Origin of the sequence: Streptomyces mutomycini (assembly GCF_001700505.1) — a bacterium.
Taxonomy (GTDB): domain Bacteria; phylum Actinomycetota; class Actinomycetes; order Streptomycetales; family Streptomycetaceae; genus Streptomyces; species Streptomyces mutomycini.
Map to the genome: position 1 here is coordinate 1 of NZ_MAPV01000044.1, position 24,122 is coordinate 24,122.

At 70.8% G+C, this 24,122-nt stretch carries 22 protein-coding genes, 1 tRNA gene and 2 pseudogenes; 4 read left to right on the forward strand and 21 right to left on the reverse strand.

Going from position 1 to position 24,122, the window contains the following annotated elements:
• The 15 genes and pseudogenes from BFF76_RS33305 to pgsA all read right to left on the reverse strand — a co-directional run.
• Positions 1–230: pseudogene (locus BFF76_RS33305) on the reverse strand (2-oxoglutarate dehydrogenase, E2 component, dihydrolipoamide succinyltransferase); the annotation flags it as partial.
• 168 nt (positions 231–398) lie between these two features.
• The gene (locus tag BFF76_RS07115) at positions 399–956 is read right to left on the reverse strand and encodes an adenine phosphoribosyltransferase (protein ID WP_031097712.1); all 558 of its coding nucleotides are present in this window, start codon (positions 954–956) and stop codon (positions 399–401) included.
• Positions 953–2,071 (reverse strand): protein translocase subunit SecF, encoded by a 1,119-nt coding sequence (secF, locus tag BFF76_RS07120; protein ID WP_031097710.1) that lies wholly within the window; start codon positions 2,069–2,071, stop codon positions 953–955. The genes BFF76_RS07115 and secF overlap by 4 nt, the downstream gene beginning before the upstream one ends.
• 1 nt (position 2,072) lies before the next feature.
• Entirely contained in the window at positions 2,073–3,836 is a 1,764-nt protein-coding gene (secD, locus tag BFF76_RS07125) for a protein translocase subunit SecD (protein WP_031097708.1), read from the reverse strand.
• A gap of 147 nt (positions 3,837–3,983) precedes the next feature.
• Positions 3,984–4,445: a preprotein translocase subunit YajC gene (gene yajC, locus BFF76_RS07130; protein ID WP_031097706.1), complete on the reverse strand. Its 462-nt coding sequence runs from the start codon at positions 4,443–4,445 to the stop codon at positions 3,984–3,986.
• 169 nt (positions 4,446–4,614) lie between these two features.
• On the reverse strand, positions 4,615–5,700 hold the full coding sequence (gene ruvB / locus BFF76_RS07135) for a Holliday junction branch migration DNA helicase RuvB (protein ID WP_031097704.1): 1,086 nt from the start codon (positions 5,698–5,700) through the stop codon (positions 4,615–4,617).
• 79 nt (positions 5,701–5,779) lie between these two features.
• Complete coding sequence (gene ruvA / locus BFF76_RS07140; RefSeq protein WP_031097702.1) at positions 5,780–6,406, reverse strand: Holliday junction branch migration protein RuvA; 627 nt, start codon at positions 6,404–6,406, stop codon at positions 5,780–5,782.
• Complete coding sequence (ruvC, locus tag BFF76_RS07145; protein ID WP_031097700.1) at positions 6,403–6,936, reverse strand: crossover junction endodeoxyribonuclease RuvC; 534 nt, start codon at positions 6,934–6,936, stop codon at positions 6,403–6,405. The genes ruvA and ruvC overlap by 4 nt, the downstream gene beginning before the upstream one ends.
• 119 nt (positions 6,937–7,055) lie before the next feature.
• Positions 7,056–7,808 carry a YebC/PmpR family DNA-binding transcriptional regulator gene (locus BFF76_RS07150; protein WP_031097698.1) on the reverse strand — a complete coding sequence of 251 codons (753 nt, stop codon included), beginning with the start codon at positions 7,806–7,808 and terminating at the stop codon, positions 7,056–7,058.
• A gap of 61 nt (positions 7,809–7,869) precedes the next feature.
• Entirely contained in the window at positions 7,870–8,463 is a 594-nt protein-coding gene (pdxT, locus tag BFF76_RS07155) for a pyridoxal 5'-phosphate synthase glutaminase subunit PdxT (RefSeq protein WP_031097696.1), read from the reverse strand.
• A 6-nt stretch (positions 8,464–8,469) separates the two neighbouring features.
• Positions 8,470–9,390, reverse strand: a complete 921-nt coding sequence (pdxS, locus tag BFF76_RS07160; RefSeq protein ID WP_065847663.1) for a pyridoxal 5'-phosphate synthase lyase subunit PdxS — start codon at positions 9,388–9,390, stop codon at positions 8,470–8,472.
• A 138-nt stretch (positions 9,391–9,528) separates the two neighbouring features.
• Positions 9,529–10,074, reverse strand: a complete 546-nt coding sequence (locus tag BFF76_RS07165) for a hypothetical protein (protein WP_053929109.1) — start codon at positions 10,072–10,074, stop codon at positions 9,529–9,531.
• Between the two features lie 70 nt (positions 10,075–10,144).
• Positions 10,145–11,305 (reverse strand): glycosyltransferase family 4 protein, encoded by a 1,161-nt coding sequence (locus BFF76_RS07170; protein WP_053929110.1) that lies wholly within the window; start codon positions 11,303–11,305, stop codon positions 10,145–10,147.
• Positions 11,302–12,225 (reverse strand): phosphatidylinositol mannoside acyltransferase, encoded by a 924-nt coding sequence (locus BFF76_RS07175; protein WP_065847665.1) that lies wholly within the window; start codon positions 12,223–12,225, stop codon positions 11,302–11,304. The genes BFF76_RS07170 and BFF76_RS07175 overlap by 4 nt, the downstream gene beginning before the upstream one ends.
• The gene (gene pgsA, locus BFF76_RS07180) at positions 12,222–12,908 is read right to left on the reverse strand and encodes a phosphatidylinositol phosphate synthase (RefSeq protein ID WP_031097687.1); all 687 of its coding nucleotides are present in this window, start codon (positions 12,906–12,908) and stop codon (positions 12,222–12,224) included. The genes BFF76_RS07175 and pgsA overlap by 4 nt, the downstream gene beginning before the upstream one ends.
• Positions 12,909–13,187: 279 nt before the next feature.
• Between pgsA and BFF76_RS07185 the strand changes: the two genes are divergently transcribed.
• Both BFF76_RS07185 and BFF76_RS07190 read left to right on the forward strand, forming a co-directional pair.
• Positions 13,188–15,413: an elongation factor G-like protein EF-G2 gene (locus BFF76_RS07185; protein WP_065847673.1), complete on the forward strand. Its 2,226-nt coding sequence runs from the start codon at positions 13,188–13,190 to the stop codon at positions 15,411–15,413.
• 156 nt (positions 15,414–15,569) lie between these two features.
• Positions 15,570–17,240 carry a hypothetical protein gene (locus tag BFF76_RS07190; protein WP_065847667.1) on the forward strand — a complete coding sequence of 557 codons (1,671 nt, stop codon included), beginning with the start codon at positions 15,570–15,572 and terminating at the stop codon, positions 17,238–17,240.
• Between the two features lie 49 nt (positions 17,241–17,289).
• Here the strand turns inward: BFF76_RS07190 and BFF76_RS07195 are convergent, their stop codons facing one another.
• A complete protein-coding gene (locus BFF76_RS07195) occupies positions 17,290–17,862 on the reverse strand; it encodes an HIT family protein (RefSeq protein ID WP_031097681.1) in 573 nt (190 codons plus the stop codon).
• A gap of 66 nt (positions 17,863–17,928) precedes the next feature.
• Here BFF76_RS07195 and BFF76_RS07200 point away from each other — a divergent pair, with 66 nt between their 5' ends.
• Positions 17,929–18,606: a potassium channel family protein gene (locus BFF76_RS07200; protein WP_065847669.1), complete on the forward strand. Its 678-nt coding sequence runs from the start codon at positions 17,929–17,931 to the stop codon at positions 18,604–18,606.
• A 29-nt stretch (positions 18,607–18,635) separates the two neighbouring features.
• On the opposite strand, the gene thrS is transcribed toward BFF76_RS07200, so the two are convergent.
• The 3 genes from thrS to BFF76_RS07215 all read right to left on the reverse strand — a co-directional run bounded on the left by thrS (position 18,636) and on the right by BFF76_RS07215 (position 22,573).
• The gene (gene thrS / locus BFF76_RS07205) at positions 18,636–20,621 is read right to left on the reverse strand and encodes a threonine--tRNA ligase (RefSeq protein ID WP_053929112.1); all 1,986 of its coding nucleotides are present in this window, start codon (positions 20,619–20,621) and stop codon (positions 18,636–18,638) included.
• A 111-nt stretch (positions 20,622–20,732) separates the two neighbouring features.
• Complete coding sequence (locus tag BFF76_RS07210) at positions 20,733–21,974, reverse strand: hypothetical protein (protein ID WP_031097674.1); 1,242 nt, start codon at positions 21,972–21,974, stop codon at positions 20,733–20,735.
• Positions 21,974–22,573 carry a DUF4365 domain-containing protein gene (locus BFF76_RS07215; protein ID WP_031097673.1) on the reverse strand — a complete coding sequence of 200 codons (600 nt, stop codon included), beginning with the start codon at positions 22,571–22,573 and terminating at the stop codon, positions 21,974–21,976. Before BFF76_RS07215 ends, BFF76_RS07210 begins: the two co-directional genes overlap by 1 nt.
• Positions 22,574–22,766: 193 nt before the next feature.
• Here BFF76_RS07215 and BFF76_RS07220 point away from each other — a divergent pair, with 193 nt between their 5' ends.
• Complete coding sequence (locus BFF76_RS07220) at positions 22,767–23,492, forward strand: 3'-5' exonuclease (RefSeq protein ID WP_065847671.1); 726 nt, start codon at positions 22,767–22,769, stop codon at positions 23,490–23,492.
• 61 nt (positions 23,493–23,553) lie between these two features.
• On the opposite strand, the gene BFF76_RS07225 is transcribed toward BFF76_RS07220, so the two are convergent.
• Together BFF76_RS07225 and BFF76_RS31090 are read right to left on the reverse strand one after the other, a co-directional pair.
• Positions 23,554–23,625 (reverse strand) — tRNA-Val (locus BFF76_RS07225).
• Between the two features lie 2 nt (positions 23,626–23,627).
• A pseudogene (locus BFF76_RS31090) lies at positions 23,628–24,036 on the reverse strand (SRPBCC family protein); the annotation flags it as partial.
• Positions 24,037–24,122: the final 86 nt, after the last annotated feature.

Below are 24,122 nucleotides of genomic sequence, written 5' to 3' on the forward strand. Positions count from 1 at the left end.
GGTGTCGGCTTGGCATCCGTGGGCGGGGCCGGCTTCGCCTCGGCCGGCGGGGCCGGCTTCGCCGGAGCGGCGGGTGTCTGGGGGGCCGGAGCCCGGTCGGGGCCCTGCGTGGGCTCGTCTGCGGGCCCGGACTCGCCCGCCCCGTCCGGCTGCGCCTTCCCGGGCGTGGCGGAGGCCGCCGCGGGCCTTTCGGGCTGCGGGGCGGCGACTGGCTGGGCCTCGTCTGGCAAGAGCGCTCCTCGTGGAGATCCGGGCTACCGGAAAGCCCATGGTATCGACCCCTGGGCAGGTCCTCGCCCGGGGAGTGCGGAACCCCTCGCAACGCGGGACGGGTACCCGGATGTTCCCGGGTACCCGTCCTGTACGTCCCTACCCGCGCTACGGCGGCGCGGTGCAGGTCAGAGGGTGATCAGTGCCTCCAGCGGGGCGTCCCGCAGCCCTGCCTCCAGCCGGGCGCGGCCGGAGAGGAAGCCGAGCTCCATGAGGACCGACACCCCCGCGACCTGTGCACCGGCCCGCCGGACGAGTTCCAGCGAGGCCTCGGCGGTGCCGCCGGTGGCCAGGACGTCGTCGATGACCATGACGCGGTCTCCGGCCGACAGGTCCTCGGCGTGGATCTCGATCTCCGCCGTGCCGTACTCCAGCTCGTACGCCTGCCCGAGCGTGGCACCGGGGAGCTTTCCTGCCTTGCGCACGGGGACGAAGCCGAGCCCGGCCCGGACCGCGACCGGCGCGGCCAGGATGAAGCCGCGCGCCTCGAGGCCGACGATCTTGGTGGCGCCGTGCCGCACGCACAGCTCCGCGAGGAAGTCGGTGAGTGCGGTGAAGGCGGCCGGGTCCGCGAGCAGCGGGGTGATGTCCTTGAACAGCACTCCGGGCTTCGGATAGTCCGGCACGTCACGGATCCGGCTGAGCAGGAGCTCCCGGGTGGCGTCGGTGATGCTCGTGCTGGTCATCGGCGGTTCCTCGGAGTCCTGCCGTGGCCCCCGGTCTGGCGGCGCTGGCCGACGACGGCACCGGCGTGCTGGGTGTCCTCGTCGTAGTCGCCGTCCAGGTCGTCCCGGTCGTCGCGCTCGTCCTCGACGGACTCGCCCTTCGCCGCCGCGGCGGCACGCTTGGCGAGGATCCGCTTCTTCAGTGCCTTTATCTGCGGCTCGCGCTCCTTGAGGTCGGCGACCAGCGGGGTGGCGATGAAGATCGAGGAGTAGGCGCCGGCGGCGAGTCCGACGAAGAGCGACAGCGAGATGTCGTTCAGCATACCCGCGCCGAGGACACCGCCACCGATGAACAGCAGACCGGCGACCGGGAGCAGGGCGACGACGGTGGTGTTGATGGAACGCACCAGCGTGCCGTTGATGGAACGGTTGGCGATCTCGCTGTAGGTCCAGCGGGTCTGCTTGGTGATCCCCTTCGTGCCCTCCTTGAGGCTGTCGAAGACGACGACCGTGTCGTAGAGGGAGTAACCGAGGATGGTCAGCAGACCGATCACCGTGCCCGGGGTGACCTCGAAGCCGACGAGGGCGTAGACACCGACGGTGATGGTGATGTCGTGGATCAGCGCGATGAGCGCCGCGACGGCCATCCGCCACTCGAAGGCGATGGCCAGGTAGACCACCACGAGGACCATGAAGATGCCGAGGCCGGCCCATGCCTTGTTGGCGATCTGCTCACCCCAGCTGGGGCCGACGAGGTCCGCGTTGATCTTCGCCTCGGGGATGCCGAGGTCCTCGGAGAGCTGGGCCTTGATCTGGTCGGCCTTCTGGGTGTCGACCTCGGTGATCTGGATCCGGAGCCCGCCGTTGCCGAGCTCCTGGACGATCGCCTCGTGGCCGGAGGCCGTCGCCGCGTCCTCCTGGGCCTGGGAGACGGACACCTTGGCCTTGGTGTCCGTCGTGAAGACGGCACCGCCCTTGAACTCGATGCCCATGTTCAGGCCGCTGACCGCCAGGCCGAGGATGGCCGTGATGGTGATCAGGATCGAGACGCCGTACCAGATCTTGCGCTTGCCGATGAAGTCGTAACCGACCTCGCCACGGTAGAGCCGGGCGCCGAGATTGCCGAGTCGCGACATCTCACGCCTCCTTCGGGTGGTCGGTGCGGGCGGTGACGCGGCGGGAACGGCGCAGCGGCGGCTTGGCGCCGAGACGCTTCGGGTCCAGGCCGGACCACGGGTGCCCGCTGCCGAAGAACTTCGTGCGGGCCATCAGCGTCATGACGGGCTTGGTGAAGAGGAACACCACGACGACGTCGAGCAGGGTCGTGAGACCCAGCGTGAAGGCGAAGCCCTGGACCTTGCCGACGGTGACGAGGAAGAGCACGGCCGCGGCGAGGAACGAGACGAAGTCGGAGACGAGGATGGTGCGCCGGGCCCTGGGCCAGGCGCGCTCGACGGCCGGACGGAGCGTGCGGCCCTCCCTGATCTCGTCCCGGATGCGTTCGAAGTAGACGATGAACGAGTCCGCCGTGATACCGATCGCGACGATGGCTCCGCAGACGGCCGGGAGGTTCAGCGCGAAGCCGATGGCCGGGCCGAGCAGGGCCATGATCGTGTACGTCAGGATGCCGGAGGCCAGGAGGCTGAGGAGCGCGATGAGCGCCAGGCCGCGGTAGTAGGCCACCAGGTAGATGACGACCAGGGCGAGACCGATGGCACCGGCGATGAGCCCGGCCTCCAGCTGCTCGCCGCCGAGTGCGGCGGTGACGGTGGTGACGGTGTCCTCGCTGAAGGACAGCGGAAGCGCACCGTAGGAGAGGACGTTCGCCAGGTCCTCGGCGGACTGCTGGGTGAAGCTGCCGGAGATCTCGGCGCTGCCGCTGAGGGTCTCGTTCACCTGGGGTGCGGAGACGACCTCACCGTCGAGGGAGATCGCGAACTGGTTCTGCGGGGACTGCTGCGACGACAGCTTCTTCGTGATCGTCTGGAACTTCTTGGAGCCCTTGTCGGTGAACTCCATGGAGACGAGCCAGATGCCGCGCTGCTGGTCGAACTGTGCCTTCGCGTCGTCGACGTCCGTACCGGAGACCTCGGCGGGGCCGAGGAGGTACTTGGCGTCACCCTCGGAACCGCACGCGACCGTGGGCTCCTCCGGCTTGACGCCGTCGCCGGCCTTGGCGCGGGCGGCCGGATCGGTGCAGTCCAGCGCGGTGAACTTCTTCTCGAGCGCCGCGGTGGCGGGGTCCGGCTTCCCGGTCGCCGCAGGGGCGTCCGAGGAGGCCGGGGCACCCGAGGTGCTGGCGGAGGGGGTCGGCGTCTCGTCCTTCTTCAGGCCGTCGGTGACGGCACGGCCCTGCGTGGTGGCGCTCGCCGAGGGCGTCGTCTTCGGATCGGAGGCGGTCTCCGGGTCGGTCGCCTTCGCGCTGGGCGTGGCGCTCGCCTTCCCGGAACCGCTCGCGGACGGACTCGCGGAACCCTCGGGTGTCGGTTCGCCGCCGGTGACCGTCAGCACGGGCCGGAAGTAGAGCTGGGCGGTCGTGCCGACCTGCTCCCGGGCCTGCGCCGAGTTCGTCCCCTTGGGGATGTTGACGATGATGTTCGATGCGCCCTGGGTCTGGACCTCGGCCTCGGAGACGCCCAGACCATTGACACGGCGTTCGATGATGCTGACCGCGGTGTTCATGTTGGTCTCGTTGATCGCGTCAGGCTTGCCGGGCTGGCTCTTCGCCTTGAGCGTGATCGACGTACCGCCGGCCAGGTCGATCCCGAGCCGGGGCGTGGTGTGCCCGGACAGGAACATCCCGCCGGTCAGGGCGACCATGGCGATGAGGATCAGAACCAGGGCACGGCCCGGCCTGCCCTGTCCACCGGTTGAGCCCCGGCCTTTCTTCGGTGCTGCCACCTTTTCGTTTCTCCCTGTCCAACCGCCCCGCGCCGGGTACGCGCCCGAGCGGCCACGAAGTGTTGTGGGGACCCGCCCCCGCAGAAGACCGCACGGCCCGTGAGACGCCGGACACCTGTGGGTGTCCGGCGTCTCTGGGTCGTGGAACTACTTCGCGTCGCCCTCGCCGTCGGCCTTGGCGTCCTTGGCCTCGGTGTCCTTCGCCACGGCCTCGCCCTCGGGCTTCTTGCCCAGGTCGATCTTCGCGACGTCGTCGTCCGCGTCCGAGTCACCGGCGGTCAGGGAGGAGGCGTCGTCGGGCACGACCGTGCCCTCGGCCTCGTCGTCGTCACCGTGGACGATGCGGTTGTACTCCGCGTCGTCGAGGACGGCGCCGATGGAGTTCTTCGCGTAGACGGCGTGGACGCCGGGCGCGACCTCGAGGAGGACCGTGTCGTCCTGGATCTCCTTGACGGTGGCGTACATGCCTCCGATCGTCCGGACGCCGGTACCGGGCTGCATGTCGTTGCGCATCTGCGCAGCCGCCTGCTGCTTCTTCTTGGCGGACCGGGTCATCAGGAACATGGCCCCGATGAGCACGATGAAGGGGAGGAGGGTCACGAGACTCACGGGACGGAACTTCCTTCGCACGACCACGCGGGCATTCGCGAGGCCTGGTCTACGGGGGTGGGTACACCGACCTGTACGGGCGGCATCGGCGGAGTCTAAGCGAGTCCGCATCATTGGAACAACGTCCAGCATCGCACCGTGGTTCCCCTGCTGGCCAACCCGTCCGGTGTCACGCCCCGAACAGGCCCTGTTGTCCCTTTGCGCCCTGCTGCGGAGGTACGAGCCCGAGGTGCGCCCATGCCGCGGGGGTGGCGACCCTGCCCCGCGGGGTCCTCGCGAGCAGCCCTTCCCTCACGAGGAAGGGCTCGGCGACCTCCTCGACCGTCTCGCGCTCCTCCCCCACGGCCACCGCGAGGGTGGAGAGCCCGACGGGGCCTCCGCCGAAGAGTTTCAGCAGGGCGCCGAGCACCGCGCGGTCCAGCCGGTCGAGCCCCCGGGCGTCGACCTCGTACACCCGCAGCGCGGCGGCGGCGATGTCCCGGTCGATCCGCCCTTCGGCCTTGACCTGGGCGTAGTCCCGGACGCGGCGCAGCAGGCGGTTGGCGATACGGGGCGTGCCGCGGGAGCGTCCCGCGATCTCGGCGGCGCCCGCCGTGTCTATGGCGACGTCGAGCAGTCCGGCGGAGCGGTGGATGACCCGCTCCAGCTCGGTGGGGGCGTAGAACTCCATGTGGCCGGTGAAGCCGAAACGGTCGCGCAGCGGGGGCGGCAGCAGTCCCGCCCTGGTGGTCGCGCCGACGAGGGTGAACGGCGGCAGTTCCAGCGGGATGGCCGTGGCGCCGGGCCCCTTGCCCACGATGACGTCGACCCGGAAGTCCTCCATCGCCATGTAGAGCATCTCCTCGGCGGGCCGCGACATGCGGTGGATCTCGTCGAGGAAGAGGACCTCGCCCTCCTGGAGGGAGGAGAGGATCGCGGCGAGGTCTCCGGCGTGCTGGATGGCTGGGCCGGAGGTGATCCGGATCGGCGCCTCCATCTCGGCTGCGATGATCATGGAGAGGGTGGTCTTGCCCAGGCCGGGGGCGCCGGAGAGCAGGACGTGGTCGGCGGTGGCACCCCGGGCGCGGGCGGCCTTGAGGACCAGGTCGAGCTGTTCGCGCACCTTCTCCTGGCCGACGAACTCGTGGAGGTCCTTCGGGCGGAGTGCGGCCTCGACCGCGGTGTCCTCGCCGTCCGCCCCGGCATCGACCAGGCGGTCGTCCAGCGCCTCGTCCGTGAGGTCGCCGGTGTCGGGTCCGGTCTCGTCCCAGTTCATCTCGTGTCCCGCCTCGGGTGTTTCGGTGCCGGTCCGTGCGGTGTTCCGGCCGGCGTACGGGGCGTGTGGGCCCCGGGGGTCAGCGTGCGCGGTTGAGTGTCTGCAGGGCGGCACGCAGCAGCTGGGGCACGGGGGCCTGGCCGCCCTCGGCGATCACGGCCTCGGCCTGCGGTGCCACGGCGGTCACCGCCTCGTCGGCCTCGCGGGTGGCGTAGCCGAGGCCGATCAGAGCGGCCTGCAGCTGGTCGCGCCAGGAGCTGCTGACGGGGGCACCGATGCCCTGCTGCCCGATGTGCGCGCCGACCGGTTCGCCGAGCCGGTCCTTGAGCTCGAGGAGGAGTTTCTGCGCGCCCTTCTTGCCGATGCCGGAGACGGCGGTGAGCGCCTTCTCGTCACCGGTGGCCACGGCGATGCGCAGGGCGTCGGGACTGTGGGTGGCGAGCATCGCCTGGGCGAGCCGGGGGCCCACGCCGCTGGCGGTCTGGAGCAGCTCGAAGACCTGCCGCTCGTCGTCGTCCGCGAAGCCGTAGAGGGTCAGCGAGTCCTCCCGGACGACCAGGGAGGTGGCCAGTCTTGCCACCTGGCCGATCCGCAGGCCGGCGAGCGTGCCGGGGGCGCACTGGACGGCCATGCCGATGCCGCCGACCTCGATCACGGCCGTGGCCGGGGTGAGGGCGGCCACCGGGCCGGAGAGGAAGGCGATCATGCGGTGCGGCCTTTCAGCGTGCGGTGGGCGGCGACGGCCTGCTGCAGTCGGTTCTGCGCGGGCGCGCGCCAGATGTGGCAGATGGCGAGAGCGAGGGCGTCGGCGGCGTCGGCGGGCTTCGGCGGCGCGTCGAGGCGCAGCAGCCGGGTCACCATGGCTCCGACCTGGGCCTTGTCGGCGCGTCCTGATCCGGTGACGGCTGCCTTGACCTCGCTGGGGGTGTGCAGGGCGACGGGGATGCCGCGGCGTGAGGCGCAGAGCATGGCGACGGCGCTGGCCTGCGCGGTGCCCATCACCGTGCGGACGTTGTGCTGGCTGAACACCCGCTCCACGGCGACGAATTCGGGCCGGTGCTCGTCGAGCCACTGCTCGATGCCCCGCTCGATGGCGACGAGCCGGTGGCCCAGCTCCGCGTCGGGCGGGGTCCGCACGACGCCGACGCCGACCATGGTGAGCGGCCGGCCGGCGACTCCCTCGACGACTCCGACGCCGCACCGGGTCAGCCCCGGGTCCACACCCAACACCCGCATGAATGCGCACCCTCCGCCGCTCGGTCATCTGTTCCCGCAGGCTATCGGCTGCCGCTGACAGTGCGACGGGCCGACGGGGTGTGTCCCGTCGGCCCGTCGGCGTGCCACGTGCCACCGCCTCAGGCGTCGACCTTCTCCATGACCTCGTCGGAGACGTCGAAGTTGGCGAAGACGTTCTGCACGTCGTCGCTGTCCTCCAGCGCGTCGATCAGCTTGAAGATCTTGCGCGCGCCCTCTTCCTCGAGCTCGACCTGCATCGTCGGGACGAAGTTGGCCTCGGCCGAGTCGTAGTCGATGCCCGCGTCCTGGAGTGCGGTGCGGACCGCGACCATGTCGGTGGCCTCGCTGAGCACCTCGAAGGTGTCACCGAGGTCGTTGACCTCCTCGGCGCCCGCGTCGAGCACCGCGCCGAGGACGTCGTCCTCGGACAGCTCGCCCTTGGGGACGATCACGACGCCCTTGCGGTTGAACAGGTACGAGACCGAGCCCGGGTCCGCCATCGAACCGCCGTTGCGGGTCATGGCGACCCGGACGTCGGACGCGGCACGGTTGCGGTTGTCGGTGAGGCACTCGATGAGCACCGCGACGCCGTTCGGGCCGTAGCCCTCGTACATGATCGTCTCGTAGTCGGCGCCACCGGCTTCGAGACCGGCACCGCGCTTGACCGCCGAGTCGATGTTCTTGTTCGGGACCGAGCTCTTCTTGGCCTTCTGGATGGCGTCGAAGAGGGTCGGGTTACCCGACACGTCGGCGCCGCCCGTGCGGGCCGCGACCTCGATGTTCTTGATCATCTTCGCGAAGAGCTTGCCGCGCTTGGCGTCGATCACGGCCTTCTTGTGCTTCGTCGTAGCCCATTTAGAGTGGCCGGACATCTGCCTTCTCCTTCGCGTCACCAAAATCGATCCGAACCCGAGAGATCCTACCGGGATCGGATCAGCCCACGGCGCGCACCATGTCGGTGAAGAGTGCGTGCACACGGTGGTCGCCGGTCAGCTCCGGGTGGAACGACGTGGCCAAGGCGTTTCCCTGGCGTACGGCCACGATATGGCCGCCGTGCACCGCTAGGACCTCGGCCCGCGCGCCGACCGACTCCACCCAGGGGGCCCGGATGAAGACGCCGTCGACGGGTCCGCCGGGCACACCGTCGAAATCGACGGCGGCCTCGAAGGACTCGTTCTGCCGCCCGAAAGCGTTACGGCGCACGATCATGTCGATGCCTCCGACCGTCTCCTGGCCCGAGCGGGGGTCGAGGATCTTGTCGGCGAGCAGGATCATGCCGGCGCAGGTGCCGTAGACCGGCATCCCGGCGGCCACCCGCTCGCGCAGCGGTTCGAGCATGCCGAAGAGGACGGCCAGCTTGGACATGGTGGTGGACTCGCCGCCGGGTATGACGAGCCCGTCGACCCCGGCGAGCTCCTCGGGCCGCCGGACCGGCCTGGCCACGGCGTCCGCCGTGGCCAGGGCGATCAGGTGTTCCCGTACGTCGCCCTGGAGAGCCAGGACTCCGATGACAGGGGTGTCGGTCATCGGTGCCTACCAGCCGCGGTTGGCGTAGCGCTCGCCCTCGGGGAGCGTGTCGCAGTTGATGCCGACCATGGCCTCGCCCAGGTTGCGGGAGGCGTCCGCGATGATCTTCGGGTCGTCGTAGAAGGTGGTGGCCTTCACGATGGCGGCGGCACGCTTGGCCGGGTCACCCGACTTGAAGATGCCGGAGCCGACGAATACGCCCTCGGCGCCGAGCTGACGCATCAGGGCCGCGTCCGCGGGGGTGGCGACGCCGCCGGCGGAGAACAGGACGACGGGCAGCCGGCCGAGCTCGGAGACCTCCTTGACCAGCTCGTAGGGGGCGCGGAGCTCCTTGGCGGCGGCGTACAGCTCGTTGTTGTCGTAGCCGCGCAGACGGGCGATCTCGTTCTTGATCTGGCGCAGGTGCCGGACGGCCTCGACGACGTTGCCCGTGCCCGCCTCACCCTTCGAGCGGATCATCGCGGCACCCTCGGCGATGCGGCGCAGGGCCTCGCCCAGGTTGGTGGCGCCGCAGACGAAGGGCGTGGTGAAGGCGAACTTGTCGCTGTGGTTGACCTCGTCGGCCGGGGTGAGGACCTCGGACTCGTCGATGTAGTCGACGCCGAGGGACTGGAGCACCTGGGCCTCGACGAAGTGGCCGATGCGGGACTTGGCCATGACGGGGATGGAGACGGCCTCGATGATCTCCTCGATCATGTTGGGGTCCGACATCCGGGCCACGCCGCCGTCCTTGCGGATGTCGGCCGGCACCCGCTCCAGGGCCATGACGGCCACGGCGCCCGCGTCCTCGGCGATCTTCGCCTGCTCGGCGTTGACGACGTCCATGATCACGCCGCCCTTGAGCTGCTCGGCCATGCCGCGCTTGACGCGGGCGGTGCCGGTGGCCGGGGTCTCGGCGGACTGCGGGGTGCTGGGGAGCATGGACACGGATCGACCTCACTGGGGTGGAAAGACGCTGGACACTGCAGCACCGAGCAAACGCTCCGGAAGCAGTCCACAGCAAGGGCCAATGGACACCCTGTGGATCGTTTCCGTACGTCCGCGGGCCGCCGCGCCCATGAGCCCTCAGCTGCCGGGGCGGTCCGCCAGGGCGACCGGGGGCGCGTCGTCCATCTCGAACGCGAGCGGGAACGGGGCGTGGCCGGCGAGCCGGAACAGCCGGACCGTCCGGTGCCTGCGCAGCGCGCGGGCGGCGCGCACCGAGTCGTTGTGGAAGCGGCGCGCCATCGGTACGCGGCGCACGGCGGCGGCCAGCTCGCTCGCCGCGTCCTCGCCGCCCGGGAACTCCTTCACCGCCTCGACCTGCGCCCCCTCGCCGAACACGGCCCGCAGAGCGGTGCTGAGCTCGCTCTCGGCGACCTCGCGCTGCTCCTCCTCGGCCTGCCGCGCCGCGTGCGCCGCCTCGTAGAGCACGATCGACGCGGCGGGGTCGAGGACCCCGGACGTGGCCAGTTCCTGGGTGACCGAGGCGCGACGCAGCAACTGGGCGTCCAGTGCCGCCCGGGCCGCGTCGATACGGGCGTGGAGCCGGTCGAGACGGCCGGCGGTCCAGCTGAGGTACAGGCCGATCGCGCACAGCGCGACGACGGTCCAGATGAGGATTTCGATCACGGGCGGAAAGGCTACCGCCGGCGGGCACCCCGGCTCCCGCCGGTGTCCGCCTCACTGCGTCACGGCGCGCTCAGTCCCTGGCGAGGCCGAAGCGTGCGCGGAACCCCGTGCGTTCGTCGGTGTCGACCGCCGCCGCCCCGTCCGTCACCGTCTCGTACACCGACAGGACGTCCGCGCCGACCGTCGTCCAGTCGAAGCGGCGCACATGGGCGCTGCCGCGCTCCCGCAGCCCCGCACGCCGCTCCGGGTCACCCAGCAGCCGGATCGCGGCCGAGGCCAGCGCGTCCGCGTCCTCGTTGGAGAACAGGTCGCCGGCCGCTCCCTGGTCGAGCACCTGCGCGAACGCGTCCAGGTCGCTGGCGAGTACGGGCGCTCCGGCCGACAGGGCCTCGACCAGGATGATGCCGAAGCTCTCGCCGCCCGTGTTCGGTGCGACGTAGACATCGACGCTGCGCAGCAGCCGTGCCTTGTCCTCGTCGCTGACCATGCCGAGGAACTCGACGCGCGAGCGCATCTCCGTCGGCAGCGAGGCGACCGCCTCCTCCTCGTCCCCGCGCCCTGCGACCAGCAGCCGGGTCTCCGGGCGGGCGGCGAGGATCGCGGGGAGCGCCTTCATCAGGACGGGCAGTCCCTTGCGCGGCTCGTCGATGCGCCCTATGAAGCCGAGAGTGCCGCCCTGCCACTCGGCCTTGGGCTCGGCCCGGGCGAAGAAGTCCACGTCGACGCCGTTGGGGATGACCACCGCGTCACCGCCGAGGTGCTCGACCAGGGTCCGACGCGCGTACTCGCTGACCGCGATCCGCGCACTGATCTTCTCCAGCGCCGGCTGGAGGATCGGGTACGCCGCGATCATGGCCCTGGACCGTGGATTGGACGTGTGGAAGGTGGCCACGATCGGCCCCTGCGCCGCCCAGCAGGTGAGCAGTCCCAGCGAGGGAGCGGTGGGCTCGTGGATGTGGATGACGTCGAAGGTGCCGTCGTTCAGCCAGCGCCGGACGCGCGCCGCGGACAGGAACCCGAAGTTCAGCCGGGCCACCGAGCCGTTGTACCGGACGGGCACGGCCCGGCCCGCGGACACGACGTACGGCGGGAGCGGAGTCTCGTCGTCGGCGGGGGCGAGCACCGAGACGTCGTGGCCGAGGCGGATCAGATGCTCGGCCAGGTCACGGATGTGGAACTGCACCCCGCCCGGAACGTCCCAGGAGTACGGGCAGACGATGCCGATCTTCACGGTGCTTCCCCCTGGGGGTCCAGATCGGAGATCCAGAGCCGCTGGAGCATGTGCCAGTCCTCCGGATGCTCGGCGATCCCGGCGGCGAAGGCATCGGCCAGCGCCTGTGTCATGGAGGACGTCTTCTCGGTGCGGGTGCCTGTCTCCGGTACGCCGACGGGCGGATGGACCCGCGCCCCCATCACGGGCGTGCCGTCGTACCAGAGGGTGACGGGCAGCAGCAGCGCACCGGTCTGCTGCGCCAGCAGGGCCGGACCGGCGGGCATCCGCGCGGTGTCCCCGAAGAAGTCCACCTCGACGCCGGAGGCCGACAGATCGCGGTCGGCCACCAGGCAGACGAGACCGCCCGCGCGCAGCCGTCGGGCCAGGGTCCCGAACGCGGCCCCTCCGCTGTGCGGCAGGACCTCCATGCCCAGGCCCTGGCGGTAGGCCACGAACCGGTCGTAGAGGGTTTCCGGCTTGAGCCGCTCGGCGACCGTCGTGAACGGCACCTTCAGATCCGTGGTGACCCACGCACCCGCCAGGTCCCAGTTCCCCAGGTGCGGCAGGGCGACGACGACCCCTCGGCCCGCTTCCAGCCCTTCGGTGAGCCGGTGGACGTCACGTACGTCGATGGACGCCTTGATCCGCTCCGGACTCCAGGTCGGCAGCCGGAAGGACTCCAACCAGTAGCGCATGTACGAGCGCATGCCGGCCTTCGACAGCTCCGCGAGCCGGGCTGCGTCCGCGCCGGGCACCACCCGGGCGAGGTTCGACTCCAGCCGCAGCACGGACTTCCCGCGCCGCTTCCACACCTGATCGGCCAGGGTGCGGAAGAGCGCTGCCGCGGCCGGCTCGGGAAGCTTCTTGACGGCGCCCCAGCCGAGGCCGTAGAGCCCGTCCGTCAGCCGGCCCCTCAGATCGGATGCGGTCCCGCTCACTGCGCGGCCCCGCTCCCCTGCTCCGCAGCCCCGCCCTCGGCGGCTGCCGCGGCGGCGTCGGCCTCGGCCGACTCCCTGCGCACGGTGACCACCCGTTGGATCAGCGTCACCAGGCTGCCGACGGCGACGATCCACAGCGCGATCGGCAGCAGGATCTGGATGCCGGGCACCCCGAAGCCGTGCAGCCCCGCGAGACCTGCCGCGACCAGCGAGATCACGAGCCGCTCGGCACGCTCCACCAGCCCGTTCACGGCGACCGGCAGGCCGATCGACTCACCCCGTGCCTTCGTGTACGAGACCACCTGGCCGCTGGCCAGACAGAAGATCGCGACTGCGCACAGCGCGTTGTCGTCGCCGCTGCCCGCGTACCAGAGCGCGAACCCGGCGAAGATCGCCCCGTCCGCCACCCGGTCGAGGGTCGAGTCCAGGAACGCGCCCCACCGGCTGGAGATCCCGGCCTGCCGGGCCATGTTGCCGTCGACGAGGTCCGAGAAGACGAAGACCGTGATCACGATCGTGCCCCAGAAGAACTCCCCCATCGGGAAGAAGACCAGCGCACCTGCCATCACTCCGGCCGTACCGACGAGAGTGACCGCGTCGGGACTGACCCCGAGACGGAGCAGCAGAGCGGCGAACGGTGTGAGGACACGCGTAAAAAATGCACGCGCGTACTTGTTCAGCATGGCCTTCCCGAGGTTCGGTGGGCGCCGTGCGGCCACTTCGGCCACCGGCTGGCCCATCGTAGTCACGAGCCGTACCGGGCAACGGCGGGGCACCCCGTCCCGCGGGGTGTCCGGGAAGTCACGCTTCGCCGCACGCGACGTATGGACGGCGTCCGGTACGGGTGCAAAGCTCGAATGACCGCGGGCGTCGCAGAAGCCGCCGCGGCGGCTCCCGCCCTGCCCGTGCATCCACTTCCCCAGCTCCTGCGGCACCGCGCCGCCGACCGGGAGGCACACATCATGGGCGACAGGACACATACGCACACCGGAGCCGCGGGCAGGGCGGCGACGGCCGGCCGGCCCGCTTCCGTACGGAACGTGGTGCTGGTCGGCCACAGCGGCTCGGGCAAGACCACGCTGGTCGAGGCACTCGCGCTGACCGCCGGAGCCCTGAACCGGGCGGGCCGGGTCGAGGACGGTGCCACGGTCTCCGACCACGACGAGATCGAACAGCGCCGAAGGCGTTCCGTGCAGCTCTCGCTGGTCCCCGTCGAATGGGACGGCTACAAGATCAATCTGCTGGACACCCCCGGCTACGCGGACTTCGTCGGGGAGCTCAGGGCCGGTCTGCGCGCGGCGGACGCGGCCCTCTTCGTCGTCTCGGCCGCCCAGGAGGCCGACGCCGTGGCGGACACCGCCCGCGCCGTCTGGGAGGAGTGCGCGGCCGTCGGAATGCCCCGGGCCATCGTCGTCACACATCTGGACACCGCCCGTACGCCCTTCGACGAGATGACCCGGGTCTGCGGCCGGATCTTCGGGCACGACGACCCCGATGCCGTGCTCCCCCTCCATCTGCCGGTGCAGGGGCCCGAAGGCCCGGACGGGCATGCCCCGCTCACCGGGCTCACCGGACTCCTCACCCAGCGGGTCTTCGACTACTCGTCGGGGGAACGGCGCGAGGCGCGGCCCGCCGGTGACGAACGGGGCCGGCTTCAGGAGGCCCGCGGCCGGCTCATCGAGGGGATCATCGCCGAGAGCGAGGACGAGACCCTGATGGACCGCTACCTGCGGGGCGACGAGATCGACGTCACGACCCTCGTCGACGACCTGGAACGCGCCGTCGCACGTGGCTCCTTCCACCCCGTCCTGGCCGCCGCGCCCGCCGCCGAGGGGGCCCGCCAGGGCATCGGCACCGTGGAGCTCCTCGACCTGGTCACCCGCGGCTTCCCCTCCCCCGGGGAACGCGCGCTGCCCGCAGTCACCGCCCCGGACGGCGCCCCGCGCCCCGCGCCGGTCTGCGATCCGGCGGCGCCCCTGGTCGCCGAGGTCGTGAAGACCTCGTCCGACCCGTACGTCGGACGGGTCTCGCTGGTCCGCGTCTTCGCCGGCACCCTGCGCCCCGACGACACCGTGCACGTGTGCGGCCACGGACTCACCGACCCCGGCGGCGGGACAGGCGTCTGCCACGAGAGCGACGTGCGCGTCGGCGCGCTCTCCGCCCCCTTCGGCAAACAGCAGCGCCCCGTGGACAGCTGCGTCGCGGGAGACCTGGCCAGCGTCTCCAAGCTCAACGGGGCGGAGACCGGGGACACCCTCTCGGGCGGCGGGGAACCACTGCTGATGGAGCCCTGGACCATGCCCGACCCGCTGCTCCCGCTGGCGGTCCGCGCCCACGGCAAGGCCGACGAGGACAAGCTCTCGCAGGGCCTTGCACGTCTGGTCGCCGAGGATCCCACCATGCGTCTGGAGCAGAACCAGGACACCCGCCAGGTCGTGCTGTGGTGCATGGGTGAGGCGCACACGGACGTCGCGCTGGAACATCTGCGCAGCCGGTACGGCGTGCAGGTCGACGCCGAACCCCATCGCGTGCCGCTGCGCGAGACGTTCGCCTCCCGTGCCGTCGGGCGGGGCCGGCACGTCAAGCAGTCAGGCGGCCACGGGCAGTACGCGATCTGTGAGATCGAGGTGGAGCCGCTGCCGCCCGGTGCCGGCCTCGAGTTCGTCGACAAGGTGGCCGGCGGCTCGGTGCCGCGGCAGTTCATCGCTTCGGTGGAGAAGGGCGTACGCGCCCAGGCGGCCCGCGGAATCGCGGCCGGGCACCCCCTCGTCGACGTGCGCGTCACCCTGGTCGACGGGAAGTCGCACTCGGTCGACTCCTCCGACGCCGCCTTCCAGACCGCGGGCGCGCTGGCGCTGCGCGAGGCCGCGGCCGACAGCCGCGTCCAGCTCCTCGAACCCGTCGCGGAGGTCGGCGTCCTGGTGCCCGACGACTACGTGGGGGCGGTGATGAGCGACCTCGCGGGGCGGCGTGGCCGGGTGGTCGGCACCGAACAGGCGGCTGACGAGCGCACACTCGTGCGTGCCGAGGTGCCGGAGATCGAGATCGGCAGGTACACCGTCGATCTCCGCTCGCTGACGCACGGCACCGGACGGTTCGACCGGGCGTACGCCCGGCACGAACCGATGCCCCCGCAACTCGCCGAACGCATCCGCGAAGCGACGGAAAACAGCACATATGTCGGCTAGTTGACTGGATTCGGCCCCTCGCGCCCGCTCCCGGACTCATCGGCGGGCGGGCGACCGGCCCGGACGATACGCTGTGGGCCCAGCTCAGAAGGTGTGCGAAGTACGGTAGTTGGGAACAGCCGCAGGAGCAGACCGTGCGGGCGAGTGGGGGCGACAGTGGCCAACGACGGATTCGATTTCTCTCCCGGAGCGCAGATCCCGCTCCAGGGTTCGGGAGGGCAGGCGGTGGCGACCAGCGCCCTCGCCTCCGCCGCGTACCGCGACAGCGATGTGACGGAGATCCTCAAGGCCAACTCCGAGTGGCACAAGTCCGAGGTGAAGCCGGGCGAGTCCAAGCTGTTCAAGTCCGACTACTTCAAGCCGAATCTGGGCGAGGCGTTCTCCCGTGCGGTGCAGGAACGCATGCTGGGCGGCGACCGGAAAGCACTCATCCAGTCCTTCGGTACCGACCCGCGGACCGTCGTGGAGCACTGCCTGTCCGCGACCAACCTGCGCAAGGCGCGTGACACCAAGCTCACCCTGGTCACCGCCGTCTTCGGCTTCGCCTTCCTGCCCGGACTGGTCCTGTGGGTCCTCGCCTTCCGGCTGCGCGACGTCCTCAACAAGTCCAAGGACAAGTTCTTCCAGGCTCTGGGCGGCGTCCTGCTCGTCGTGCTCGGCTGCGCCGCCGCGTTCTTCCTGATCACCATGCCGCTCACCGGATTCGCGGGCCTCTACCTGCGCGCCGCGGCCATCGCCCCGCTGATCGGCTGGCTGCTCGCCAAACGGATCGCGGAAGCCTCGGTCAAGGACCTGAGGGCCCGCTGGGACGGGCTCCTCTCCGGCACCGGCGTCAGCGCGAAGATCCCCGAGGCCGTACCCAAGAACCCCAACGAGACGGCCCGCGAGGCCCTGCGCCAGGGACTGGAGAAGCTCTCCGCCGAGCAGCAGTCCAACGCCGTCTTCTACGCGGGCCCCAAGGGCATCCTCGGCATGGGCACCCGCTGGGGCAGCTGGCAGCTCGCGGAGGAACTCACGCCGGAGGACCCCGCGAAGGAGATCCACCAGTTCCGCAGCTGGGACGTCGTACGGGCCATCCACGACCAGCTGAAGATGCTGGAGCGCGGCCCGCTGAACACCGGCGGCTTCCCCACGCCGTCCGTCAAGCACTGGATCGTCTCCCCCGTCGGCGAGAACGCGGACTCCGTCTCCCGCCCCGAGGGCGAGGACGTGGCCACCTTCCAGATCAAGCCCCACGAGATACAGCGCATCTGCAACCACCAGCAGTTCGGCAGCGGCAACCGCCACTACCTGGGCGTGCAGTTCACCCTCTGGGACGGCCAGCTGGTGATCACGATGCTGATCACCGTCACCGTGCTCCACGAGACCCTGCGGATCGAGGTGACCGGGCACGCCCTGGGCCCCGTCCACTCCCTCTTCCTGAGCAAGCCGGAGGCGCCGACCAAGACGGTGAAGAAGGCGGTCCGCTTCTGGGAGACCCGCAAGATCACGCTCCCCGTCGTCAAGGCGAGCGAGGTCGTCAGGCTCTCCCTGCGTGCCCCCTTCACCTGGTATCCGCCGCTGCTCGACTACCTGGGCGGCAAGATCGTCCTGCCCGAGCCCTTCGGCCTGCGTCACGCCTGGGCGGCCAAGCCGTGGGGCCACCGCTTCATGGCGGACGACGCCATGCGGACGGCCACCCCGGTCCTGCGCGTCGTCCACTCCGCGACGATGCGGGTCCTGAAGGAGCACGGTGCCGACATCGAGCGCTTCGACAACCGCTCGATGATCCTCAGCGGCCTGGTCCAGGACCCCGCCCCGCGGAAGGCCGACGTCTACGACGCGTGAGCCCGCCGGGGGCGGCCGGGACGCGCGAGCCCGCCGGGGGCGGCCCGGCTCAGACCGACGGGAGCACGGCCGGCCACACACCGGCCAGCATCGTGCGGGTGTCCCCCAGCAGCTGCGGGAGCACCTTCGTGTGTCCCACGACCGGCATGAAGTTGGTGTCCCCGCCCCAGCGCGGCACCACATGCTGGTGGAGGTGGGCGGCGATGCCGGCGCCGGCCTCCGCGCCCTGGTTCATCCCGATGTTGAAGCCGTGGGCTCCGGACGCGGCCCGCAGCGCGACCATGGCCCGCTTGGTGAAGTCGGCCAGCTCAGCGGTCTCCGGGGCGTCGAGCTCCGTGTAGTCGGCCACGTGCCGGTACGGCACCACCATCAGATGTCCGCCGTTGTACGGATAGAGATTGAGCACCGCGTAGACCTTCTCGCCGCGCGCGATGATCAGACCGTCCTCGTCCGACTTCGACGGGATCTCGCAGAACGGACAGCCGTCCCCGGCTCCCGGGCCGCTCGGCTTGCTCTCACCCTGGATGTAGGCCATCCGGTGGGGCGTCCACAGGCGCTGGAACGCGTCGGGCGTCCCCACTCCGATCTGCTGCTCCGGCTCACTCGTCATGCCCGTCAGCATATTGCGTCGCTCCCGCCGCGCGTGTCGCCGGGGCCGACCCCGCCGGTGCAGCGCGATGCTGACGCCATGAGCGACCGCCCCACGGCCCCCGACCCCGACCGGCTGAAGGACTGGGAGCAGCGCACCGAGGTGCCGCTCTTCGCCGCGGCCCTGGTCTTCCTCACCGGTTACACGGTCCGGGTCCTCGCCCCCGCCGGCGCCCAGCCCTGGCGCGACATCGCACTCGCCCTCGTCGCAGCGACCTGGCTGCTCTTCGCCGTGGACTACGGGGTACGGCTCCGGCTCAGCGGCCAGGGCCGGCACTTCGTGCGCGCCCACCGGCTGGACACGGTCGTCCTGCTCCTGCCGCTGCTGCGCCCGCTGCGCGTGGTCAAGCTCTACACGGCGGTCCAGCAGCGCCGGGAACAGCCCCGGATGAGCCTCTACGCCCGGGTGATGACGTATGCGGGCATCACGACCGTGCTCCTCGGTTTCTCCGCCGCGCTCGCGGTGTACCAGCAGGAGAGGGGGGCGCCGGGCTCCACGATCCGCACGTTCGGGGACGCGGTGTGGTGGGCGTGCGCGACGCTCACGACGGTCGGCTACGGGGACGCCGTGCCGGTCACACCGGGCGGCCGGGTCGTCGCGGCGGGGCTGATGGCCTGCGGGCTGGCGCTGCTGGGAGCGGTGACGGGGTCGTTCTCGTCGTGGCTGCTGCAGGTGTTCACCCGGGAGGACGAGAAGAGGCCCCCGGAGAGCGTGTAGCTCTCCGGGGGCCTCTCCCTGGGCAGGGATCACACCTGTACGCGACGCTCCACCACGTCGACCAGCTTGGCGATCGCCTCGTCACGGGCGATGCCGTTCTCCTGCGAACCGTCGCGGTGGCGGAAGGACACCGTTCCCGCGTTCATGTCGTCGTCACCGACGATGATCATGAACGGCACCTTGGCCTTCTGGTGGTTACGGATCTTCTTCTGCATCCGGTCGGAGGAGGCGTCCACCTCGACCCGCAGCCCCTTCTTGCGCGCCTCGGCGGCGAACTCCTGGAGGTACGGGATGTGGGTGTCACCGATCGGGATACCGACCGCCTGGACCGGGGCCAGCCAGACCGGGAACGCGCCCGCGTAGTGCTCGAGCAACACCGCGAAGAACCGCTCGATGGAGCCGAACAGCGCGCGGTGGATCATGACCGGGCGCTGCTTGGTGCCGTCCGGGCCGGTGTACTCCAGGTCGAAGCGCTCCGGGAGGTTGAAGTCGAGCTGCACGGTCGACATCTGCCAGGTGCGCCCGATGGCGTCCTTGCACTGCACCGAGATCTTCGGACCGTAGAACGCGGCGCCGCCCGGGTCCGGGACCAGCGGCAGGTTCTGCTTCTCGGCGACCTGGCGCAGCGTCTCGGTGGCCTCTTCCCAGGTCTCGTCGGAGCCGACGTACTTCTCCGGGTCCTTGGTGGACAGTTCCAGGTAGAAGTCGGTCAGACCGTAGTCGCGGAGCAGGTTCAGGACGAACGTGAGTGTCCGGTCGAGCTCCTGTGCCATCTGCTCCTTGGTGCAGTAGATGTGCGCGTCGTCCTGGGTGAAGCCGCGCGAGCGGGTCAGCCCATGGACCACACCCGACTTCTCGTAGCGGTACACCGTGCCGAACTCGAAGAGGCGGAGCGGCAGTTCGCGGTACGAGCGGCCGCGAGCGTCGAAGATCAGGTTGTGCATCGGGCAGTTCATCGGCTTGAGGTAGTAGTCCACCCCGTCGTCGAGCTGCATGGGCGGGTACATGCCGTCGGCGTACCAGTCCAGGTGGCCGGACTTCTCGAAGAGCTTGCCCTTGGTGGCGTGGGGACTGTAGACGAACTCGTAGCCCTCCTCCTCGTGGCGGCGCCGCGAGTAGTCCTCCATGGCCCGGCGGACGACGCCGCCCTTGGGGTGGAAGACCGCGAGACCGGGGCCGATCTCGTCGGGGAAGGAGAACAGGTCCAGCTCGTTGCCGAGGCGGCGGTGGTCGCGCTTGGCGGCCTCCTCCAGGAACTCCAGGTGCGCCTTGAGCTCGTCCTTGCTGGGCCACGCGGTCCCGTAGATGCGCTGGAGCATCGGGTTCTTCTCGCTGCCCCGCCAGTATGCCGCCGCGTTCCGCATCAGTTTGAACGCGGGGATGAAGCGGGTGGTGGGCAGGTGCGGGCCCCGGCAGAGGTCCTTCCAGCACAGGTCGCCGGTCTTCGGGTCGAGGTTGTCGTAGATGGTCAGCTCGCCGCCGCCCACCTCGACGTCCGCGCCGTCGCCGGCGCTCGCGACGGAGTCGGAGCCCTTGATGCCGATGAGCTCCAGCTTGTACGGCTCGTCGGCGAGCTCCTCGCGGGCGGCATCGTCGGAGACCACCCGGCGGGAGAACTTCTGTCCCCGCTTCTGGATCTCCTGCATCTTCTTCTCGATGGCCTTGAGGTCCTCGGGCGTGAACGGCTTCTCGACGTCGAAGTCGTAGTAGAAGCCGTCCTTGACCGGCGGGCCGATGCCCAGCTTGGCCTCGGGGTGCAGCTCCTGCACCGCCTGCGCCATCACGTGCGCGGTGGAGTGCCGCAGGATGTTCAGGCCGTCCTCGGACGAGATCTCGACGGGCTCGACGACCTCGCCGTCCCGGAGCTCGTACGCGAGGTCGCGCAGCTCGCCCTCGACCCGTGCGGCAACGACGGTGCGCTGCCCGGGGAAGAGCTCGGCGGCCGTCGTACCCGTCGTCACCACGCGCTCTTCCCGCTCGGAATCGCGTTGGATGATCACACGGACGTCTGACACCGGTCTCTCCTGACTGAGGGGGTGCGTCGCATTTCTCCTGCGCGCGCAAGAGGAATCGTACCGAGCCGGAGGCCCCGGACGCGAAAGGGATACCGCAGGGGTACCCCGGGGCTATCCCTCCTCCCCCGTACAGGCCTCCTCGAAGAAGTCGACGTTCTCTTGGAGCGACTTCATCAGGCGGTCCCGCTCCGCCTCGTCCACCTGGACCGGAGCGACCTGTGAGGCGCCGCTGAGCCTCCGGAAGCCGCCCCGGTTCTCCAGCCTGCCCTCCACGCGCAGCGGGAGTCCGACCAGATGCGCGTGGCCGGCGATCCGGTAGGCCTCCTCGTCGAGCTCGATCCGCACGTGCCCGACCTCCGCACCCGCCAGCACCCGCAGCCGTACGACGCCGGGGCCGCGCGGCCCGGAACGGCGCAGCCGTACGACGGCGCCGGTGATCCTGACGGCGACGGCTGGTTCGTCCCGCAGGTAGCGGGCTCCCGCCAGTCTGAGTGCGGGCAGGTCGCCGGGCGAGAACTCCACGGGCTCGGGGCTCGCGGGGCACCCTTCGGGTGTCCCGGCCGCGGGCGCCCAGGCCAGGGTGATCCTGGTGCCTTCCGAGCCCCGGACGAGGGCGACGACCGCCTCGGTCAGTTCCCGGCTGACCCCGGCGGCGACCGCGGCGTCGAAAGCCTCCATGCCGCCGGTGGCGCGCTGGTAGTCGACGGCCTCCCGGGCCGCGTGCAGTGCCGCGTAGAGCTGTACGGCGACGGCTCGTCCCGCGGTGACCGGGACGAAGGCGGTGAGGCCGCGGCCGTCGTCCGCGGGCCCGACGAGGGTGCCGTCCAGGGCGTTCCGGGCCTTTCTCCGGTGCCGCGCCCCGTGGTGGCCGGCCCGGCCCCGGGCGGCGAGGGATCCGGCGAGGAGTATCTGCCGGGCCGCCGTGCGCAGCTGGTCGGCGCCGGTCCAGTCGGCGGCTCCCGAGGCGCCTTCGGGGACGTCGCGCCACCAGCGGATCTCGTCGCTGGGCACGGTGAGGGCGACGAGGATGTCGCGGGCCGAGGGAACGGCGCTGCGGGTGAGCGCGGCGAGCGCTTCGGCGACCAGGTCCTCGCTGTCGGGGAAGGCGGTGGTGTCCGGCACGAGCAGGCTGGTGGCCGACGCGAGCGGGCCGGGCGGGACCCAGCGGCTGTAGCGCCCCCGCGCACCTCCGCGCCGGTGCCAGCCGTGCCGCCGCAGCAGAGCCCCGAGCACCGCGGGGTCGACGCCGGCGGGGTCGGGGCCCGGTCCGGGGTCCGGGCCGTCGGCGTACGGGTGCGTGCGGCCGCCCGCCGGGACCGTCCCTCCGGTGGGCTCCTCCGTCGACCGGTGCATCAGGGTCTCCCTCCCGCCCCGACTCGGGCCATGATGTCGCAGAGTGCGCGGTCGTCGAAGATCCGCGAGGTCGGGACCCGCACGGTGGTCCGGTGTCTGCCGGTCACCGGGTGGCCGGCCAGATTCGTCCAGTAACAGCAGTGGCGCAGGTCCAGCCCGTCGTGTCCGGCCCGCAGCCAGTCGTCCTGGCTGCGGGGCACGAGCATCACGACCAGGATCTTGTGCACCGACACGGGGGTTCTCGCGAGCTTCACCAGATGGGCGTTGTCCAGGGTGAAGGAGAAGGAGGCGCCGGGTGGGTGCGGGGGGATCTGGTAGGTGCATTTGAGCTGCACCTTGACGGTCACCTCGTCGTCGACGGTGTGGTCGGGGGCACCGTGGCTGACGTGCCAGTCGATGCCGTTGTCGGGAAAGGGCTGCGACAGTGAGCAGCCCGCTGCGGCTGCCACCGCGTGGAGGTACCCCACCTGGAGGGTCTCCATGCAGGCGGTGGTGGCGAGTGTGCCGCGCAGCGGTGGTGTGTTCCGCTGCTGCGGTGGCTTTCCCCCGTGGTCCTCGGTGCGGGCGGGACTCCCTGGGGTCGGCTGCGCGAGCGCCATGGCTCCGTGCCTTCCGGGCTGTGCCGACCGGTTGCCCGTCTCCGCTTGCGGGCTGGTCAACTTCCTTGCCCGTCACCTGTGTTGTCACCGCAGGAGCCGGGCCGTAAACGGCGTATCCGGCATAGGGTGCGGGTATCACCGAACCGGGCAGGGGAATCCGGCCATCTGCCGTGCAGGCGCGAGGAGTTCGGGGATGACACATTGGTTCGAGGGGCCGTTGGCGGCTTTTGACACCGAGACGACGGGCGTGGACGTCGAGGAGGACCGGATCGTGTCGGCCGCTCTCGTCGTCCAGGACATGGCGGGCGGACGGCTCCGCGTCACCCGCTGGCTGGTCAATCCGGGGATTCCGGTGCCTCCGGGCGCCACCGGGATCCACGGTCTGACCGACGACCATCTGCAGCGCAACGGCCGGTGGCCCGCACCGGTCGTCGAGGAGATAGCCCGGGCGCTGGCGGAGCAGTGCGCGACGGGGCGGCCCCTGGTCGTGATGAACGCGCCGTTCGACCTGACGCTGCTGGACAGGGAACTCAGGCGCCACCGCGCGTCGTCACTCTCCGGCTGTCTGGGGAGCAAACCGCTGTGTGTGCTGGATCCGCGGGTGCTGGACAAGCACCTGGACCGCTACCGCAAGGGCCGCCGCACCCTGACGGACCTGTGCGAGCTGTACGGGGTGACGCTCGACGGCGCGCACGACGCCGCGGCCGACGCGGCGGCCTCACTGGAGCTGGTGCGGGCGGTGGGCAGGCGGTTCTCCGCCCGGCTGGAGCGGCTGTCACCTGCTCAGGTGCACTCGCTGCAGGCGGTCTGGCACGCGGCCCAGGCGCGCGGGCTGCAGGCGTGGTTCGACAAGAACGGCGCACCGGAGGCGGTCGATCCGGCGTGGCCGCTGCGTCCGGAGCTGCCCGCGGTGGCCTAGCTACGGCCGGATACGCGAAAGCCGGCCCGTCGATGACGCTGACGGACCGGCCTTTCCCGGGTGGGCGATACTGGTTTCGAACCAGTGACCTCTTCGGTGTGAACGAAGCGCTCTCCCACTGAGCTAATCGCCCNNCGGCGCGCATCATCAGGGCGTGGTTGGCCCGGAAGACGAGACGCCCGGGTACGGCGAGCCGGCGCAGCAGCGCCCTGCGTACGTCGGATTCCTGCTCGTACACGATCCTGCTGCCGCCGTGGTGCGCGGCGACGGTCCAGCGCGCCCACCCTTCGAGGTCGCCGCTCATCACCGCTTCGAGTGTCCGTGCGGCGGGGTCGCTGTGCCGCTGCCGCAGTGTCAGGACGAGGTCGTACGGGAGGAACGAGCGGATGCGCGTCGTGGCGGCCGTGTCGTCGATGCGGTTTACCCCCCGTACCTGGGGCCACCAGCGCGGGTAGTCCTCGGCGCGCTCCAGGGCGGCGTACACGGTGTCGGGCGGCGCGGGCAGCTCCCACACGGTCCTGAAGCGAAAGTGATTCCAGTCCATGGATCCAGTCTGCGCGCAGGGACCTACTCAGCCGCGGATCTGAGTATCCGGACGCATGCACGAGGGTGTGGCCGCCGCCACACTCC